The sequence below is a fragment of the Streptomyces aquilus genome (assembly GCF_003955715.1).
GTDB lineage: Bacteria > Actinomycetota > Actinomycetes > Streptomycetales > Streptomycetaceae > Streptomyces > Streptomyces aquilus.
On record NZ_CP034463.1, the window covers coordinates 5,850,040 to 5,867,821 of the forward strand.

General features: G+C 70.6%; 15 protein-coding genes. 7 read left to right on the forward strand and 8 right to left on the reverse strand.

Annotated features, from left to right (window positions below; translation table 11 throughout):
- Positions 1–22 precede the first annotated feature (22 nt).
- Together EJC51_RS26880 and EJC51_RS26885 are read left to right on the forward strand one after the other, a co-directional pair.
- Complete coding sequence (locus tag EJC51_RS26880; protein ID WP_126273437.1) at positions 23–715, forward strand: NUDIX hydrolase; 693 nt, start codon at positions 23–25, stop codon at positions 713–715.
- A gap of 48 nt (positions 716–763) precedes the next feature.
- Positions 764–1,963 carry a MarP family serine protease gene (locus tag EJC51_RS26885; protein WP_126273438.1) on the forward strand — a complete coding sequence of 400 codons (1,200 nt, stop codon included), beginning with the start codon at positions 764–766 and terminating at the stop codon, positions 1,961–1,963.
- A 25-nt stretch (positions 1,964–1,988) separates the two neighbouring features.
- Here EJC51_RS26885 and EJC51_RS48865 read toward each other — a convergent pair whose 3' ends face one another.
- From EJC51_RS48865 to acs, 5 genes are all read right to left on the reverse strand, one after another.
- Positions 1,989–2,171: a hypothetical protein gene (locus tag EJC51_RS48865; RefSeq protein ID WP_079083232.1), complete on the reverse strand. Its 183-nt coding sequence runs from the start codon at positions 2,169–2,171 to the stop codon at positions 1,989–1,991.
- Positions 2,172–2,298: 127 nt separating this feature from the next.
- Positions 2,299–3,243, reverse strand: a complete 945-nt coding sequence (locus tag EJC51_RS26895; protein WP_126273439.1) for an alpha/beta fold hydrolase — start codon at positions 3,241–3,243, stop codon at positions 2,299–2,301.
- Positions 3,240–3,728 (reverse strand): phage holin family protein, encoded by a 489-nt coding sequence (locus tag EJC51_RS26900; protein WP_126273440.1) that lies wholly within the window; start codon positions 3,726–3,728, stop codon positions 3,240–3,242. Before EJC51_RS26900 ends, EJC51_RS26895 begins: the two co-directional genes overlap by 4 nt.
- A 61-nt stretch (positions 3,729–3,789) precedes the next feature.
- The gene (gene nhaA / locus EJC51_RS26905; protein ID WP_126273441.1) at positions 3,790–5,226 is read right to left on the reverse strand and encodes a Na+/H+ antiporter NhaA; all 1,437 of its coding nucleotides are present in this window, start codon (positions 5,224–5,226) and stop codon (positions 3,790–3,792) included.
- Between the two features lie 148 nt (positions 5,227–5,374).
- Positions 5,375–7,375: an acetate--CoA ligase gene (gene acs / locus EJC51_RS26910; RefSeq protein WP_208870744.1), complete on the reverse strand. Its 2,001-nt coding sequence runs from the start codon at positions 7,373–7,375 to the stop codon at positions 5,375–5,377.
- A gap of 187 nt (positions 7,376–7,562) precedes the next feature.
- On the opposite strand from acs, the gene EJC51_RS26915 reads away from it, so the two are divergent.
- A complete protein-coding gene (locus tag EJC51_RS26915) occupies positions 7,563–8,183 on the forward strand; it encodes an RNA polymerase sigma factor (RefSeq protein WP_126273443.1) in 621 nt (206 codons plus the stop codon).
- Entirely contained in the window at positions 8,180–8,761 is a 582-nt protein-coding gene (locus EJC51_RS26920) for a hypothetical protein (protein WP_126273444.1), read from the forward strand. Before EJC51_RS26915 ends, EJC51_RS26920 begins: the two co-directional genes overlap by 4 nt.
- Before the next feature lie 66 nt (positions 8,762–8,827).
- On the opposite strand, the gene EJC51_RS26925 is transcribed toward EJC51_RS26920, so the two are convergent.
- Complete coding sequence (locus EJC51_RS26925) at positions 8,828–11,386, reverse strand: bifunctional SulP family inorganic anion transporter/carbonic anhydrase (RefSeq protein WP_126273445.1); 2,559 nt, start codon at positions 11,384–11,386, stop codon at positions 8,828–8,830.
- A 308-nt stretch (positions 11,387–11,694) separates the two neighbouring features.
- On the opposite strand from EJC51_RS26925, the gene EJC51_RS26930 reads away from it, so the two are divergent.
- Complete coding sequence (locus EJC51_RS26930) at positions 11,695–12,969, forward strand: polysaccharide deacetylase family protein (RefSeq protein ID WP_126273446.1); 1,275 nt, start codon at positions 11,695–11,697, stop codon at positions 12,967–12,969.
- 7 nt (positions 12,970–12,976) lie between these two features.
- Here the strand turns inward: EJC51_RS26930 and EJC51_RS26935 are convergent, their stop codons facing one another.
- A complete protein-coding gene (locus EJC51_RS26935; protein ID WP_126273447.1) occupies positions 12,977–13,957 on the reverse strand; it encodes an ATP-binding protein in 981 nt (326 codons plus the stop codon).
- Positions 13,958–14,058: 101 nt separating this feature from the next.
- Here EJC51_RS26935 and EJC51_RS26940 point away from each other — a divergent pair, with 101 nt between their 5' ends.
- Entirely contained in the window at positions 14,059–14,883 is an 825-nt protein-coding gene (locus tag EJC51_RS26940) for a Fic family protein (protein WP_126273448.1), read from the forward strand.
- 348 nt (positions 14,884–15,231) lie between these two features.
- On the opposite strand, the gene EJC51_RS26945 is transcribed toward EJC51_RS26940, so the two are convergent.
- Entirely contained in the window at positions 15,232–16,065 is an 834-nt protein-coding gene (locus EJC51_RS26945) for an HAD family hydrolase (RefSeq protein ID WP_059194055.1), read from the reverse strand.
- A gap of 585 nt (positions 16,066–16,650) precedes the next feature.
- Here EJC51_RS26945 and ssd point away from each other — a divergent pair.
- Positions 16,651–17,754, forward strand: a complete 1,104-nt coding sequence (gene ssd, locus EJC51_RS26950; protein ID WP_126273449.1) for a septum site-determining protein Ssd — start codon at positions 16,651–16,653, stop codon at positions 17,752–17,754.
- Positions 17,755–17,782 lie beyond the last annotated feature (28 nt).

The following is a 17,782-nucleotide window of genomic DNA, read 5'->3' on the forward strand; positions in this document are numbered from 1 at the left end:
AGCGGGTGGAACGGGGGTGGCGATGACGCACGCGAGCAACGCGCAGGGGAGCGTGGCGCTGAGCAAGGACGGCCTGCCCGACTGGCTGGACCCGGTGGTGCGTGCCGTGGAGACGGTCGAGCCGGTGCAGCTGAGCCGCTTCCTGCCGCCGGCGAACGGCGCGGGGCGGCAGTCCGCCGTCCTGATCCTGTTCGGAGAGGGCGAGCGCGGGCCCGAGCTGCTGCTCATGGAGCGGGCCAGCTCGCTGCGCTCCCATGCCGGGCAGCCGTCCTTCCCGGGCGGCGCCCTCGACCCGGAGGACGGCGATCCGCAGGGCGACGGGCCGCTGCGGGCCGCGCTGCGCGAGGCCGAGGAGGAGACCGGTCTCGATCCGTCCGGCGTCCAGCTCTTCGGCGTGCTGCCCAAGCTGTACATCCCGGTCAGCGGCTTCGTCGTCACGCCCGTGCTGGGCTGGTGGCGCGAGCCGACGCCGGTGGGGGTCGTCGACCCCAACGAGACGGCCCGTGTCTTCACCGTCCCCGTGGCGGATCTCACGGACCCGGACAACCGGGCCACCACCGTCCATCCCAGCGGCCACCGAGGTCCGGCATTCCTGGTCGAATCGGCCCTGGTCTGGGGATTCACGGCCGGAATCATCGACCGGCTGCTGCATTACTCCGGCTGGGAGCGCCCCTGGGACCGGGACAGGCAGGTCCCGCTCGACTGGCGGTCATGACAGGGTGTCTGCCGTGCAGTGTCATGTGATGAGGCGAGGCCTGAACCGGTGAACGTGCTGGACATCCTGTTGCTGGTCGCCGCCGTGTGGTTCGCGATCGTCGGCTATCGCCAGGGCTTCGTGGTCGGCATCCTGTCGGTGATCGGTTTCCTGGGCGGCGGTCTCGTCGCCGTCTATGTGCTCCCCGTCATCTGGGACGCCCTGACCGACAAGTCGGAGGTCAGCACCACCGCGGCCGTCGTCGCCGTGGTCGTCGTCATCGTCTGCGCCTCCGTCGGCCAGGCCCTGACCACCCACCTCGGCAACAAGCTCCGCCGCTACATCACGTGGTCCCCGGCCCGCGCCCTGGACGCCACCGGCGGCGCCCTGGTCAACGTGGTCGCGATGCTCCTCGTGGCCTGGCTCATCGGCTCCGCCCTCGCCCAGACCACCCTGCCGACCCTCGGCAAGGAGGTCCGCGGCTCCAAGGTGCTCCTCGGTGTCTCCGAGGCGCTGCCGGACGCGGCCGACACCTGGTTCAAGGACTTCACCTCGGTCCTCGCGCAGAACGGCTTCCCGCAGGTCTTCAGCCCGTTCTCCGACGAGCCGATCAAGGAGGTCCAGCCGCCGGACCCCGCGCTCGTGGGCAGCCCGGTCGCCGCCAAGGCCAAGCAGTCCATCGTGAAGGTCATGGGCACCGCCCAGAGCTGCGGCAAGGTCCTCGAAGGCACCGGCTTCGTCTTCGGCGAGCGCCGCGTCATGACCAACGCGCATGTCGTGGGCGGCGTCGACGAGCCCACTGTCCAGATCGGCGGCGAGGGCCAGAAGTACGACGCCACGGTCGTCCTGTACGACTGGCAGCGCGACATCGCCGTCCTCGACGTACCCGAACTGAAGGCGCCCGCCCTGAAGTTCACGGCCGCGGACGCCGTGAGCGGTGACGACGCGATCATCGCCGGCTTCCCGGAGAACGGCTCGTACGACGTCCGTGCCGCGCGCGTGCGCGGCCGCATCCCGGCCAACGGTCCGGACATCTACCACCGCGGCACCGTGCACCGCGATGTGTACTCCCTCTACGCGACCGTCCGCCAGGGCAACTCCGGCGGCCCGCTGCTCACGCCCGAAGGCGAGGTGTACGGGGTCGTGTTCGCCAAATCCCTCGACAACGCCGACACCGGGTACGCGCTGACCGCGGACGAGATCCGGGAGGACATCGACAAGGGGCGCACCGCGAACCAACAGGTGGACAGCGACAGCTGCGCGCTGTGACTCGCGGGGAGGGCTTGAGGGTGCGTCAGCCTCGGGGATGACGCAGCCGTACCGAGACCCAGCGGGCCCGGCGGCGCAGGATGCGCGGGATGCCCACCCGGAGGTCCGCTCCCTGCTCCTGCGGGGCACCTCCTCGCTGGTGGGGGCTCAGACCGTGGCCCGAGCGGCGGGAGCGTGCTGCGTCACTGTAGTCGTGCGTCCAGCCCATACCCCGACGTGTGCCCCTGCCCCAAGGTCGATAACCGCCCCCACGGCCCCCAATTGGCCTATGCGCCGGGCAAGTGGCTGTTCGTAGGACAGATGTTCAGATCCGGATACCGGGCGCGTCCGGACGGTCACCGATCGGGTTCGGGGTCTTTCAGCCAATTGATCAGTTCCGTGGAGAAAGCGACCGGATCCTCCTCGTGAGGGAAGTGCCCGAGTCCGTCGAACAGCCGCCAGCGGTACGGCGCTTCGACGTACTCCCCGGAACCGGCCGCGCTCCGGGTCCGCATCACCGGATCGAGCGAGCCGTGCAGATGCAGCGTCGGGACGCGCACCGGCCGCTTCATGCGCCGGTTGAACTGGATGCCGTCCGGGCGGGCCATCGAGCGCACCATCCAGCGGTACGGCTCGATCGAGCAGTGCGCGGTCGACGGGATGCACATCGCGCGGCGGTACGTCTCCACCGCGTCGTCGTCCGGCAGGCCCGGCCCGGACCAGTCCCGGATCAGCTCGGCGACCAGCGCGCCGTCGTCCGCGGTGAGGTGCCGCTCCGGGATCCAGGGGCGCTGGAACCCCCAGATGTAGGACCCGGCGCGCGTCTGTTTGACGTCCGAGAGCATCGCCGAGCGCCAGCGCCGCGGATGCGGCATCGAGGACACCGCGAGCCGCCGCACCAGCTTGGGCCGCATCGCCGCCGCCGTCCACGCCAGATATCCGCCCAGGTCATGGCCGACCAGCGCGGCGTCCGGCTCGCCGAGCGAGCGGATCACGCCGGTGATGTCGAGGGCGAGGTTGGCCGGGTCGTAGCCGCGCGGGGTGCGGTCGCTGCCGCCGACGCCCCGCAGGTCCATGGCGACGGCCCGGAAACCGGCGTCCGCGAGGGCGGGCAGCTGATGCCGCCACGCCCACCAGAACTGCGGGAAGCCGTGCAGCAGCAGCACCAGCGGTCCGTCGCCCATCTCGGCGATGTGGAACCGCGCGCCGTTGGCGGCGACGTCCCGGTGGGTCAGCGGTCTGTCACCGAGGACGTCGGGCCGTACGACGGATTCGGCCGAAGGGGTGGCGGGCTCGCTCATGACGACGAGCGTGCCACAGCCTCGATGGCCTCCGGGACACGGTCCTGCGGCAGCTCGGGCCGCGGGTGCGGCTTGGCGTTCTGCAGGACGCTCGCCGACTCCTTCATCGACGCGGCGGTCTTCTGCGCGCCGCCGCTCTGCTTGGCCTTCTTCGCGAAGACCACGCCGATCAGCGCGAGGACGCCCGCGATGAGCACGTTGGCGGCGAAGGACAGCAGGAAGCAGACCGCGAGGTTCCAGTCGCTCCAGGTCCGGATGCCGTACGCCAGCGCGAAGTTCAGCATCGGCAGCGAGAACACCAGCACCGCGCCGGCCACCATGAACGCGCCGCCGCTCGTCGCGCCGCGCTTCACGTCCCGCTTGAGCTGCGCCTTGGCCAGTGCGATCTCGTCGTGCACCAGCGCGGACATCTCGGTCGTCGCCGAGGCGAACAACTGGCCGATGCTGCGTTCGGCGCCGACCGGGCTGCCGTCGGGTGCGCTCATCGCGGTCTCCCTATATTCACTGGGACTCTATGGGGCGGGTCTTTTGTACCGTCCCGTCAGATCATGCCCGACGGTCGTCCTCCTCGCCTGCCCCGCCCGCCACTTCGGCAAGCCCCGCCCGTTCGGCGGCCTTGAGTTCGGCGATCCGGCGGTGCTCGGCGGCCTTGCTCTCGTGGATCGCGGCCATGCGCAGGTGGTACGCCGGGTCGTCCTCCTCGTAGATGTCCGGGATGCCGTCGAGGTCGTCGTCGCGCTCCTCGGCCTCGACCATCCGCCGGTACTTGGCGTTGCGCACCTTCAGCAGCACGGTCGCGAGGGTCGCCGCGATGAGCGAGCCCGTCAGGACGGCCGCCTTGACCTCGTCGGTGAGGGTCGCGTCCCCGTCGAAGGCCAGCTCGCCGATGAGCAGCGACACGGTGAAGCCGATGCCGGCGAGGGTCGCGACGGCGAAGACGTCCGCCCATTCCAGGTCGTCGCTGAGCGAGGCCCGGGTGAAGCGTGCCGTCAGCCAGGTCCCGCCGAAGATGCCGATCGCCTTGCCGACGACGAGACCGAGGACGACGCCGAGCGTCTCCGGCTTGGTGAACACGTCGCCCAGCGCGCCGCCGGAGATCGAGACACCGGCGCTGAACAGCGCGAACAGCGGCACGGCCAGGCCCGCCGACAGGGGGCGTACGAGGTGTTCGACCTGCTCGCCGGGGGAGTGCTGCTCGCCCTCGCGCGTGGTGCAGCGCAGCATCAGGCCCATGGCGACGCCGGCGATGGTGGCGTGGACGCCGCTGTTGTACATCAGCCCCCAGATCACCAGGGCGAGCGGGACGTACACGTACCAGCCGCGCACGCCCTTGCGCAGCAGCAGCCAGAAGACGGCCAGGCCGACCACCGCGCCGCCGAGGGCGGCGAAGTCGATCCGGTCGGTGAAGAAGACCGCGATGATCAGGATCGCGAAGAGGTCGTCGACGACGGCGAGGGTGAGCAGGAAGGCGCGCAGGGCGCTGGGCAGGGACGTCCCGATGACGGCGAGCACGGCGAGCGCGAAGGCGATGTCGGTCGCGGTCGGGACCGCCCAGCCGTCGAGCGATCCGCCGCCGCTGAGGTTGGTGAGCGTGTAGACGAGCGCCGGTACGGCCATCCCGCACAGGGCCGCGACGACCGGCAGTGCGGCCGCCTTGGGGTCCCTGAGGTCACCGGCGACCAGCTCGCGCTTGAGTTCGATGCCGGCGACGAAGAAGAAGATCGCGAGGAGTCCGTCGGCGGCCCAGTGGGCGACGGAGAGGTTCAGGCCGAGGGCCGCGGGGCCCAGGTGGTAGTGGCTGACGCTCGCGTAGCTGTCGTGCAGCCCGGGTACGTTCGCCCAGATCAGCGCGGCGATCGCGGCGGCGAGGAGCAGGACACCACCGACGGTCTCGGTGCGCAGCGCGTCTGCCACGAAGGTGCGTTCGGGCAGCGAGAGCCGTCCGAAGACCTTGCGGGGAGTGGTGGAGCGGGGCGCGGCCATGAGGGGGACCTCCGGTCGGTGGGTAGGGCTGAGCTGCTCGCCGACCAGACTTCCCGGCACACCTGTGGGGTCACGCTAGTTTTGTTTAGTTTACCTAAAAGGGGCGCCCGGCGCGTTCTGACGCCGGACGCCCCTTTTCTTGACGTTCCTAGTCCTCGCTGGGCGCGGCCGGGAGCTTGGCCTGGATGAGGTCCATGACCGTGGAGTCGGTCAGGGTCGTCACGTCACCGAGCTGGCGGTTCTCGGCGACGTCCCGCAGCAGGCGGCGCATGATCTTGCCGGAGCGGGTCTTCGGCAGCTCGGCCACCGGCAGGACGCGCTTGGGCTTGGCGATCGGGCCGAGGGTGGCGCCGACGTGGTTGCGCAGGTCGGCGATGAGGTTCTCGTCCTCGGCGTTCGCCGTGCCGCGCAGGATCACGAAGGCGACGATGGCCTGTCCGGTGGTCTCGTCGGCGGCACCGACGACGGCCGCCTCGGCGACGGACGGGTGGGAGACGAGCGCGGACTCGACCTCGGTGGTGGAGATGTTGTGCCCGGACACGAGCATCACGTCGTCCACCCGGCCGAGCAGCCAGACGTCGCCGTCGTCGTCCTTCTTCGCCCCGTCGCCGGCGAAGTACTTGCCCTCGAAGCGCGACCAGTACGTGTCGAGGAAGCGCTGGTCGTCGCCCCAGATGGTGCGCAGCATCGACGGCCACGGCTCGGTGAGGACCAGGTAGCCGCCACCGCCGTTCGGCACCTCGTTGGCCTCGTCGTCGACGACAGTCGCGGAGATACCGGGCAGCGGGGTCTGGGCCGAACCGGGCTTGGTCTCGGTGACACCCGGAAGCGGCGAGATCATCATCGCGCCGGTCTCGGTCTGCCACCAGGTGTCCACGATCGGCGTCCGGTCGGCGCCGATGTGCTTGCGGTACCAGATCCAGGCCTCGGGGTTGATCGGCTCGCCCACCGACCCCAGCACCCGCAGGCTGCTGAGATCGAACTTCGCGGGGATGTCGTCGCCCCACTTCATGAACGTACGGATGGCGGTCGGCGCCGTGTACAGGATCGTGACCCCGTACTTCTGCACGATCTCCCAGAAGCGGCCCTGGTGCGGGGTGTCGGGCGTGCCCTCGTACATGACCTGGGTGGCGCCGTTCGCGAGCGGCCCGTACACGATGTACGAGTGCCCGGTGACCCAGCCGACGTCGGCCGTGCACCAGTACACGTCCGTCTCGGGCTTGAGGTCGAAGACGGCGTGGTGGGTGTACGCGGCCTGGGTGAGGTAACCGCCCGAGGTGTGCAGGATGCCCTTCGGCTTACCCGTCGTACCCGAGGTGTAGAGGATGAAGAGCGGCTGCTCGGCCTCGAAGGCCTCGGCCGTGTGCTCGGCGGACTGCCGGTCGACGATCTCGTGCCACCACACGTCGTGGTTGTCGTCCCAGGCGACGTCCTGTCCGGTACGGCGTACGACCAGCACGTGCTCGACGTTGTCGACCTTGGCGATCGCCTCGTCCACGGCCGGCTTGAGCGCGGACGGCTTGCCGCGCCGGTAGCCGCCGTCGGAGGTGATGACGACCTTGGCGTCCGCGTCCTGGATACGGGTCGCGAGCGCGTCCGCGCTGAACCCGCCGAAGACCACGGAGTGCGCGGCGCCGATGCGGGCGCAGGCCAGCATCGCGATCGCCGTCTCCGGGATCATGGGCATGTAGACGGCGACCCGGTCGCCCTTCCGAACTCCCAGCTCCAGCAGGGCGTTCGCGGCCTTGGAGACCTCGTCCTTGAGCTCGGCGTAGGTGATCGCGCGGCTGTCGCCGGGCTCCCCCTCGAAGTGGATGGCGACCCGGTCGCCGTGGCCCGCCTCGACATGCCGGTCGACGCAGTTGTACGCGACGTTGAGCTCGCCGTCCTTGAACCACTTGGCGAACGGCGGGTTCGACCAGTCCAGCGTCTCGGTCGGCTCCTTGGCCCAGGTCAGCCTGCGGGCCTGCGTGGCCCAGAAGCCGAGCCTGTCAGCCTTGGCCTGTTCGTACGCCTCCGCGGTGACATTGGCGTTGGCTGCCAGGTCCGCGGGCGGCGCGAACCTGCGCTCTTCCTTGAGCAGGTTGGCCAAGGATTCGTTGCTCACGACATCTCCCTTTCCCAGGGTGTCCGTTGTGTCCCAAGCCACAGCTCATCAGACCGAAGCCCCTGCTGACAAGGGTCGTCCGGAAATTGGTTTAGACCTGTGGGCGGGCTTCTCGTACGTCTCTCGCGGCGGCCGACGTCATCCGTACCCACGGACGCCGACCAGGCAGAGTTCAGTCCCTGTAACGCCTTTCACACTCCGGCCCAAGTACTGATGAAGCGCCACCGACATGAAGGAGGTACGTGTGGAAGGGATACGGGGCGGGCCGCAGGCGGCCGTCCGCGACCCAGAGCTCTTCGAGGAGTTCTACCGGCGCCATGTGGACGCGATGACATCTTTCGTGGCCCGGCGTGTCGCCGACCCGCACACGGTCGCCGACCTGACCGCCGAGATCTTCCTCGCGGTCCTCGACTCCGCCCACACCTACCGCCCGGGCCGGGGCAGCGAGACGGCCTGGCTCTACGGCATCGCCCGCAACGTCGTCGCGGGAGAGCACCGCCGCGTGGCCCGCGAGACGGCCCGCGACCGGCGCATCTCCGGGCGGCGGCTGCTGGAGCCGGACGACATCGCGCGCCTTGAGGACAAGCTCGACGCGGAGTCCCCGGGCCGCCGCGCCCTCGCCGCGCTGGAACGGCTCCCCGCGGGGGAGCGAGCCGTTCTGGAGCTGATCGTGGTCGACCAGCTGACGGTCCCCGAGACCGCCGCCGCCCTCGGCATCACCCAGGTCACGGCCCGCGTACGGCTGCACCGGGCCCGCAAGTCACTGCGCCGGGCGGCGGACGAGCCCGCCGCCGGACCGCGCGGCACAGCCCTGTCATACGTCACCGGAGGAAACGGGGGAGAGGCATGACCACCAGGACGACATTCGAGGACCGGCTGCTGGCGGAACTGCGCCGCGAGATCGACCTGCGCGCGGCCGACGGCACGGCCGAGGCGGCATCCACGTCCGTGGAACGCCGCCGCTTCAGGGCCCGTACGGCATTCACGGCGCCGAGGCTCGGACTCGTCGCCCTGGCCTGCGCCGCCGTCGCGGGCGCCGCGGTGCTGATGCCGGGTTCCCCCGCCGAGAGCCCGGCCTACGCGGTGGTGTCTCACTCGGACGGGAGCCTGACGGTCACCCTGAACGACATCGGCATCGGCGGCACCCTGCCGGACGAATTCGTCGACCGGCTGGAGGCGAACGGCATCCACGTGGTCGTGGACAAGCTGCCGAACGGTTACGAGTGCGCCGAGGACCGGGGGGAGTGGGTCCGGGGCCGCCCCGAGGCGGACGGGGGCCCCAGCCAGGTGTTCGACCTGCGGCGCGGGGACTCCCTGGCCGTCGTGAAGATGGGGCAGCGCCAGCCCGACGGGAGCTTCATGCCGGTCACCGGCTTCGGCTTCTACCGAGGTGAAGTCGCCCCGTGCCATCCGGTCCCCGCTCCGTAGCCCCGCTCGGCGGAGACGTGCGGTCTCCGCCGAGCGAGGCATCCGGGTAGGGCGTGACCGCGACGGTTACGCCGGGCTGCGCAGCTCCTCCGTGTCGACCATGTGATCCATGTGATCCGTCACGTGGTCGGTCACGTGGTCGAACACTCCCGCGTCCGAGGCCTCGGTGAGCAGATACGCCTGCGCCTCGCCCACGTGGAAGTACATCCCGTGCAGCTCCAGCTCCCGTCTGTGCAACGCCCGGGCCACCGATTCGTGGGCCCGCAGATGCTCCAACTGCTGGACCACGTTGGTCAGACAGAGCTGTTCCACCGCGTCCGCGGGCGCCCGGCCGGCGAGTCTGGCCCACGGCCTGCTGTCGTCGGCCATGCGCTCCAGACTCGGCAGCCCGTGCCGAAGCCACCGCTTGAGCGGTGTCTGGACGCCTCCGGGTTCGGAGTTGAGCAGCGCCTGCATGGCTCCGCACCCGGAGTGCCCGCACACCGTGATGGACCGCACCTTCAGCACGTCCACCGCGTACTCGATCGCGGCCGCGACCGAGTCGTCCCCGCTCTCCTCGCCCGGCAGCGGGACGAGGTTGCCGACGTTGCGCACCACGAACAGGTCGCCCGGACCACTGGAGGTGATCATCGAGGTGACCAGCCGTGAGTCGGCGCAGGTGAGGAAGAGCTGGGAAGGACTCTGACCTTCACGGGCCAGCCGGGCCAGCTCGCCCCGCACCAGGGGAGCGGTGTGGCGCTGGAACGCGCTGATGCCACGGGCCAGTTCATGCCCGCTCGGGCCGCCAGTGCCGGCGGCACCGGAGGAGGGGGCGCCGGGGGAGGGGGCACCGGGCGCAGCGGTCGTGCCGGCCGTGCCGGCCGTGCCGGTCGTGCCGGGTGCGTCAGACGTGCCGGATGCCTCGGACTTCTCGGACGGCGGTGCGGACGGTGGGCGTTCGCATTGGTGGTTGCGCCAGGGGGTCCAGGGGCGGCAACGGCAGCCTGCGGCGGTCGGCGGCGTGTCGGCGTCCGCCGGGGGAGTGGTGCCGGCGCCGGTCGCGGGCGTCTCGCCGGGCTCGGCGATCGTGATTCCGGCGCGGCGGCCCGTGAGTTCGACGGTGCCACCCTGCGCGGTGTGCGTGTTCTGCCAGTCCTGCAATGCCTCGAACGCCGCGTGGTCCATGAAGGAGCCGTCCAACTCGACGACGACATGGGAGCCGTGGGGCACGAGGTGCAGGGCCCGGCTGAGGCGGGGCACCGCGAGGAACGTCAACTGGCCTCGTACATGGACGCGATGGACTCCTTCCTGTTCGTCGTGTTCGTCGTGCTCGTGCGTGATGCGGGTGCGGGTGAGGCGGTGCAGGGCGACGGCGACGGCCACGGCGATGCCGAGCGTCACGCCCTCCAGGACGCCGAGGGCGACGACGCCGACGGTCGTGACGGCGTACACCAGGACCTCGCGGTGGCGGGTCACCGTACGGATGTGGTGCAGGGACACCATCTGGATGCCGACGGCCATCACCAGGGCGGCGAGCGAGGCGAGCGGGATGAACTCCAGGACGGGGACCATCAGCAGTGCGGCGATCACTACGAGAACGCCGTGCAGCATCGTGGAGTTCCGGCTCACGGCACCCGCGTGCACATTCGCCGAACTGCGCACGGCGACCCCGGCGACCGGGAGTCCGCCGAGCGTGCCGGAGACGATGTTGGCGGCGCCCTGGCCGAGCAGCTCACGATCCAGGTTGGAGCGTCCGACCCGGGCGGTCAGACCGGGCCGGGCGGCCGCCATCTTGTCCACGGCGACCGCGCCGAGCAGCGACTGCACACTGCACACCAGGGTGGTCGTCAGGACGGCGGCGGCGATGCCGAGCACCGGCCCTTCGGGGAGTCCGGCCAGGGCATGGCTGCTCCAGGAGGGCAGGTCCACCTTGGGCACGGACAGCCCGGTGAGGGCCGCGACCGCGCTGGCGCCGGTGACGGCGACGAGGGCGGCCGGGACCTTGCGCAGCAGGCGGCCCACCCGGCCGGGGATGCGCGGCCAGAGCAGCAGCAGGGTCAGCGTCAGCACGCTCACCGACACGGCGGCGGGCGCGAGGCCGGCCAACTGGGCGGGCAGCGCACGGAGGTTGGCCAGGACGGAACTCTGCGGGGTGCCGCCGAGCACGATGTGCAGCTGGGCGACGGCGATGGTGACGCCGATGCCGGCGAGCATGCCGTGCACGATCGCGGGGCTGACGGCGAGTGCGGTGCGGGCCACGCGCAGGCAGCCGAGACCGAGTTGGGCGAGACCGGCGAGGACCGTGATGGCACAGGTCGTGCGCCAGCCGTAGCGGTGGATGAGGTCGGCGGTGACGACCGTGAGTCCGGCGGCCGGGCCGCTCACCTGGAGCGGGGAGCCGCCGAGTCGTCCGGCGACGATGCCTCCCACGGCGGCGGCGACGAGGCCGGCCTGGAGGGGCGCGCCGGTGGCGAGGGCGATGCCCAGGGACAGGGGCAGGGCGATCAGGAAGACCGCGATCGAGGCCGACACGTCGGCGCCCGCGATGCGGAAGCGGCGGGGCCGGGGCGGCGGGGGGCTGTGGGGTCGGTGGATGCGCTTCGTCCGACTCGAGTCGGTGGCGCGGGTGGGGACGCAGGCGGACATGGTTCCCGTCTCCTCCGGGGCAGCGCGGTCGCGGAACAGGTGGTCCCCCACCTGATGGCGGGGGTCGGGTCGCGGCCGTGGGTCACGGCGTGCAGCGGCGGGATGAATCAACGCTCGGTAAACGGATCGTAATTCAGAGTAAAGGCCAGGCATAGACTTTTCTGGCAAATGGCCTCATAAGTCACCCATCAGAGTGATGCAGATATTTGATCGGCTTGTCGTACTAATTCCTTCTGGGTCTCGTGCGAGCTTGGCGGCGCTGTCGTTGGCCCCAGTTCCCGAGACAGAAGGAAGTAGGTGGGCGGAACATGGCCGCCACCCAGAGGATCGCCGCCGGCGCCGTGGTCGCCGCGGTCTGTGCCGCGTCGCTCGCCGGTTGCGCGATCGGCACCGACGGTTCCAAGGAAGGGGCCGCCGGCCCGCAGAAGGCGAAGCCCGCCCAGGCACCGCCGAAGAGCGCGGTCCGCCTGATCGGCGACGGCTCCACCGCGTACACCGGTGCCCAGCCGCACCTGCCCCGGCCGGAGCGCATGAAGCCCGGTCAGAAGCCGCCGCAGTTCGTGGTGTTCTCCTGGGACGGCGCCGGTGAGGACGGCCAGAAGCTGTTCTCCCACTTCCGCAAGGTCGCCAAGGCGAACAACGCGACCATGACCTACTTCCTCAGCGGCGTGTACATGCTGCCGGAGGAGAAGCGCGACCTGTACCGGCCGCCGCAGCACTCCCCGGGCCGCTCCGACATCGGCTTCAACGACGAGGAGGGCATCGCCGCGACCGTGAAGCAGCTGCGCGGGGCGTGGCTGGAGGGCAACGAGATCGGCACCCACTTCAACGGCCACTTCTGCGGCAGCGGCGGCGGGGTCGGCCAGTGGTCGGTCGCGGACTGGAAGGACGAGATCGCCCAGGCGAAGCAGTTCGTGAAGTCCTGGAAGACCAACACCGGCATGAAGAAGGCCGCCCCGCTCCCCTTCGACTACGACAAGGAGCTCGTCGGCGCCCGCACGCCCTGCCTGGAGGGCCAGAAGAACTTCATGAAGGCCGCCCGCGAGCTGGGCTTCCGCTACGACACCAGCGGCGTCAACGACCAGCTCTGGCCCCGGAAGAAGGAGGGGCTGTGGGACCTGTCGATGCAGCTCGTGCCGTTCCCCGGGCACTCCTACGAGCAGCTGACCATGGACTACAACTTCATGGTCAACCAGTCCGGCACCAACACGCAGGGCGACCCGAACAAGTACGAGTTCTGGGGCGACCAGATGCGGGACGGCCTGCTCAAGGGCTTCCACCGCGCCTACGACGGCAACCGCGCCCCGCTGATCATCGGCAACCACTTCGAGTCCTGGAACGGCGGCACCTACATGCGTGCCGTCGAGGAGACCGTCGAGCAGGTCTGCAACAAGCCCGACGTGCGCTGTGTCTCCTTCCGGCAGCTCGCCGACTGGCTGGACGCCCAGGACCCCGAGACCCTGGCCAAGATGCGGACGCTCGGCGTCGGCGAGGCCCCGAAGCAGGGCTGGGCGTCCTTCCTCTCCAGCCGCCCGGCCCCGGCCCCGAAGGGCGTACCGGGGGCGCCGGCGGCGGGGCGGTAGGAGCCCGTCAGGCGCTCGCCACCAGGCTCTCGCCGAGCACGAACCCGGGGTCGACCTGCGCCGCCAGGTCGGCCCCGGTCCGCTCGTTGGCCCAGGCCTGGGCGTTCTTCAGGTGGAAGTGCACCATCTGGTGGGTGTAGCGCTGCCAGTCACGCAGGTCGTACGTCGCGTCGACGGCCGTGTGCAGCAGGCGCAGGGCGCGGCGGTTGGTGTCCTCCAGGAGCGCGAACCGGGGTGGCCGGCCCTTCTCCATGGCGCGCACCCAGTCCGAGTGCCCGACCGTCACGAGCAGGTCGTCCCCGACCTCGGCGCGCAGGAAGTCGAGGTCGTCCTGGCCCTGCACCTTGTTGCCGACGACTTTCAGCACGACGCCGTAGTCCTGGGCGTACTCCTTGTACTGGCGATAGACGGAGACCCCCTTCCGGGTCGGCTCGGCGACGAGGAACGTGATGTCGAAGCGGGTGAACATGCCGGAGGCGAAGGAGTCGGAGCCGGCCGTCATGTCCACCACGACGTACTCGTCACGCCCGTCCACCAGGTGGTTCAGGCACAGCTCCACCGCTCCCGTCTTGGAGTGGTAGCAGGCCACTCCGAGGTCGGCGTCGGTGAAGGGCCCGGTGACCATCAAACGGACGGTGTCGCCGTCGAGTTCCACCGGCCGGGCGCAGGCGTCGTAGACCGGGTTGTCCTCGCGCACCCGCAGCAGGCGGGAGCCGTCGCCGGGCGGTGTGGTCTTGATCATCGTCTCGGCGGAGGCGATGCGCGGGTTGTCGCCGCGCAGGTACTCCTTGATCAGCTTCAGCCGCTCGCCCATCGCGGGCAGTGCGGCGGCCTCCGCCTCGTCGAGGCCGAGGGCGGCGCCTAGGTGCTGGTTGATGTCGGCGTCGACCGCGACCACCGGCCGCCCGGTCGTGGCGAGATGCCGGATGAACAGGGAGGACAGGGTGGTCTTGCCGCTGCCGCCCTTCCCGACGAAAGCAATTTTCATGTTCACGAAGGGTAGTGGCGTAGTAGCTTTATGTGGCAGGTGTGCGTGAAGAAGACCACTCCATCGTGGGGTCCGGGCCGCCGTTGCGTAGTGTCGTACTCATGAGTACGACAGGCGCGACCGCCGACCCGCTCGCGGCCCTGGGCTCGCTGCCCGGTGTGGCCGACTCCGTGGAGTCCGTGCGCAAGGCCGTGGACCGGGTCTACGGGCACCGGATCATGCGGCGCCGCAGCAATACGGTCACCGGCGAGGCCGCGCTGCGCGGCTCCCGCGGCTCCGCGGCGCTGTCCGGCGCCGACTGGGCGCTCGAAGAGGTGCGCCGCCGCTCCGACTTCAGCGGGGACGACGAGGCGCGCGTGATGGGCGCCGCGCTCAGGCTGACCGCCGAGGCGGGCCAACTCCTGTCCATCTGGCGGCAGTCACCGCTCCGTGTCCTGGCCCGGCTGCACCTGGTGGCCGCGGCGAGCAACGGCGACGAGGTCGGGCGTCCGCGCCGGGAGGGCGAACCGGTCGACGAGCCGCTGATCGAACTGCCGCTGCCGAGCGCGGCGGAGGTCAACGGCCGCCTGGAGGGCCTGTCCGAGCTCATCATCGCGGGCAGTTCCGCCCCTGCGCTGGTGACGGCGGCCGTCGTGCACGGTGAACTCCTCGCGCTGCGGCCCTTCACCTCCCGCAACGGCCTCGTCGCGCGCGCGGCCGAGCGCATCGTCCTGATCGGCAGCGGTCTCGACCCCAAGTCCGTCTGCCCGGCCGAGGTCGGCCACGCGGAACTGGGTCGGGCGGCCTACCTGGCGGCCCTCGAAGGCTATGTCTCCGGCACTCCGGAGGGGATGGCCGCCTGGATCGCCCACTGCGGCAAGGCGGTCGAACTCGGTGTGCGCGAGTCGACGGCGGTGTGCGAGGCGTTGCAGCGCGGGGCGGCGTAGGAAGTCCGGAAAGAAGTCCCGGAACAGGGTTGCGGCGGTACGAGGACTCGTACCGCCGCTGGCATGCTCACCGGGTTACCAAGCGTCCTCGATATGTTGCCCATCAGGTCGGGAGCTTTGCCCGTCACCTGGTGCGGCTGGCCCGTAATCGACGGGTCGACGTCGCGTGGGTGCCCAGTGTTCATGCGCGGTCCGTGGGGCCAAATGCGTTATTAAGGTGATCCTCTCGGATGTCCTTGGTCTCGCGGGCCGTTAACCCCTTTGTACTCCAGCACCCGGGCAAGCGGAAGCCCTGGCTGCGGTTCTTTACTTTTACTCTCAAACAGGTATTAAACCGGCAAGCGCATGTCAGAGCGCTGTCGCCCGGCGCCGGCTCGCGTACCAGACGAGGCCCGCGGTGGCGGCCGCGGCCCCTATGGCGGCCGCCGCGACCAGTGCCGGACGGGGCGGCACGGAGAACGCGGGGAAGCGCTGCTTGAGCCGGACCGGACGGTGGAAATCGAGAATCGGCCACCCGCGCGCGAGCGCCTCACGACGCAGCGCACGGTCCGGGTTCACGGCGTGCGGATGGCCGACCGACTGGAGCATCGGCAGATCGGTCGCCGAGTCGCTGTAGGCATAGCAGCGCTCCAGGTCGTACCCCTCGGACTCGGCCAGCTCCTTGATCGCCTCGGCCTTCGTCGGGCCGTAGGCGTAGTACTCCACCTCGCCGGTGAAGCAGCCGTCCTCGCCGACCACCATCCGGGTCGCCACCACCCGGTCCGCGCCGAGGAGTTCACCGATCGGCTCGACGACCTCCGCGCCCGACGTGGACACGATCACGACGTCGCGGCCGGCCCGGTGGTGCTCCTCGATGAGGGAGGCGGCCTCGTCGTAGATGATCGGGTCGATCAGGTCGTGCAGGGTCTCGGCGACGATCTCCTTCACCTGCTGGACGTTCCAGCCGCGCACGAGCTGGGAGAGGTACTCGCGGGTCCGCTCCATCTGGTCGTGGTCCATGCCGCCGACGAGGAAGACGAACTGGGCGTACGCGGTACGCACCGCGGCCCTGCGGTTGATCAGCCCGCCTTGGTAGAACGACTTGCTGAACGTGAGCGTGCTCGACTTCGCAATGACCGTCTTGTCCAGGTCAAAGAAGGCCGCTGTGCGGGGCAAGGAGTGGTTTTCCACGACCCCGAGCATAGGCGCAGCCCATTCGGCGTAAGGTGTGGCGCGTGGGTTTGCCTGAGAGGGCTCTCGGGTACACCATGGAAGTCACGGATCGTTCGCGACCGTGCTAACCCGGCCCGGCTCCTCCCCCCCCGAGTCGGCCGTGGAGACGACCCCCACTCTCCCCCCCGGTGGGGGTCGTCGCATGTCCGGGTGGGTTTTCTCTTCTTCACAGGCGGCAGGACCGCCGCACCGAGGCGGCTTCGGCCGCCTCTTCCGCATGCCCGTGATCCGTCACCGTCCGTAGTTGTAGCGCTGCTCTGCGGAAGTCGCACAGAGGTCGGTACGAGTCGGTGCACAGCTCACCGGTTTGGGTGACGGACACATTCACAACGGTCGAGTTGTCCACAGATATCGACCAAGATCCACTTCATTTCCCGCTGCGTTGCACCGTGATTCCAGCGCGGCCCGCCGACGCCGATCCGATGGCCGGATCCGGTTAGTCGGGCGCGTTTGGCCGGTTCCTATCGGCCGTTCATATGGAGGCCGGTTGCCGGTTCTTCACACGTTCGGGAATCGCGAGGCCCTTGATGCCCTCGCGGGATGCAGCGAAGGGGGATGGAAAGCGTGACCGCAGCCGTCACACACGATCCGCCGTCCGGCGCCGGAGGGCGCCAGAGCGGACCGTTGATCATCACCGAGGACCCCGGGCTCCTCGACGACCTGCTCCGGCTCTGCGCGGCGGCCGGCGCCACACCCGAGGTGCACCCTGGGGTGCCCGAGCCGAGGGACCGATGGGAGGCCGCACCGCTCGTCCTGGTCGGCGACGACGCCGTACGACGGGTGCGGGGCGCCGCGCGCAGAGGCGGGGTGGTGCTCGTCGGCACGGACCAGGACGACTCCGGGGTGTGGCGCCGGGCCGTCGAGATCGGCGCCGACCACGTCCTGATGCTGCCCGACGGCGAGCAGTGGCTCGTCGACCGGATCGCCGACGTCGCCGAGGGCGTCGGCCGGCCCGCCCTCACCGTCGGCGTCATCGGCGGCCGGGGCGGGGCCGGGGCCTCCACGCTCGCCTGTGCGCTCGCCGTCACCTCCGCGCGGGAGGGACTGCGCACCCTGCTCGTGGACGCCGATCCGCTGGGCGGCGGACTCGACGTACTGCTCGGCGGGGAGACCGCCGACGGGCTGCGCTGGCCGGCGTTCGCCGCCTCGCGCGGCAGGGTCGGCGGCGGCGCCCTGGAGGAGTCGCTCCCCGAACTGCACTCCCTGCGGGTGCTCAGCTGGGACCGCGGCGACTGCGTCGCCGTCCCGCCGCAGGCCGTCCGCGCGGTGCTGGCCGCGGCCCGACGCCGGGGCGGCACCGTCGTCGTCGACCTGCCCCGCCGTATCGACGGCGGCGTGGCCGAGACGCTGGCCCAGCTCGACCTCGGCATCCTCGTCGTCCCCGCCGAGCTGCGGGCCGTCGCGGCGGCAGGACGGGTGGCCTCCGCGGTCGGGATGGTCGTACGCGACCTGCGGGTGGCCGTACGGGGCCCGTACGCGCCCGGACTCGACGACCGCGAGGTGGCACGCCTGCTGGGCCTGCCCCTGGTGGGCGAGGTACCGGTCGAGGCGGGCCTGCTGCGACCGCACGAGACCAGGACACCGCCCGGCGCCGGGAGGGGGCCGCTGACGCGGTTCTGCAAGGAGTTCTGGGAGCGGGCACTGGTGGAGGCGGCATGACCACGGTGCTGGAGGACGAGGGGGCACG

Bases quoted from the DNA above. Each gene is read 5' to 3' on its own strand.
- EJC51_RS26880 (WP_126273437.1), top strand. From the start codon at position 23: ATGACGCACGCGAGCAACGCGCAGGGGAGCGTGGCGCTGAGCAAGGAC.
- EJC51_RS48865 (WP_079083232.1), bottom strand. From the start codon at position 2,171: ATGGGCTGGACGCACGACTACAGTGACGCAGCACGCTCCCGCCGCTCG.
- EJC51_RS26895 (WP_126273439.1), bottom strand. From the start codon at position 3,243: ATGAGCGAGCCCGCCACCCCTTCGGCCGAATCCGTCGTACGGCCCGAC.
- EJC51_RS26900 (WP_126273440.1), bottom strand. From the start codon at position 3,728: ATGAGCGCACCCGACGGCAGCCCGGTCGGCGCCGAACGCAGCATCGGC.
- nhaA (WP_126273441.1), bottom strand. From the start codon at position 5,226: ATGGCCGCGCCCCGCTCCACCACTCCCCGCAAGGTCTTCGGACGGCTC.
- EJC51_RS26915 (WP_126273443.1), top strand. From the start codon at position 7,563: ATGAAGGAGGTACGTGTGGAAGGGATACGGGGCGGGCCGCAGGCGGCC.
- EJC51_RS26920 (WP_126273444.1), top strand. From the start codon at position 8,180: ATGACCACCAGGACGACATTCGAGGACCGGCTGCTGGCGGAACTGCGC.
- EJC51_RS26925 (WP_126273445.1), bottom strand. From the start codon at position 11,386: ATGTCCGCCTGCGTCCCCACCCGCGCCACCGACTCGAGTCGGACGAAG.
- EJC51_RS26930 (WP_126273446.1), top strand. From the start codon at position 11,695: ATGGCCGCCACCCAGAGGATCGCCGCCGGCGCCGTGGTCGCCGCGGTC.
- EJC51_RS26935 (WP_126273447.1), bottom strand. From the start codon at position 13,957: ATGAAAATTGCTTTCGTCGGGAAGGGCGGCAGCGGCAAGACCACCCTG.
- EJC51_RS26940 (WP_126273448.1), top strand. From the start codon at position 14,059: ATGAGTACGACAGGCGCGACCGCCGACCCGCTCGCGGCCCTGGGCTCG.
- EJC51_RS26945 (WP_059194055.1), bottom strand. From the start codon at position 16,065: ATGCTCGGGGTCGTGGAAAACCACTCCTTGCCCCGCACAGCGGCCTTC.
- ssd (WP_126273449.1), top strand. From the start codon at position 16,651: ATGGAAAGCGTGACCGCAGCCGTCACACACGATCCGCCGTCCGGCGCC.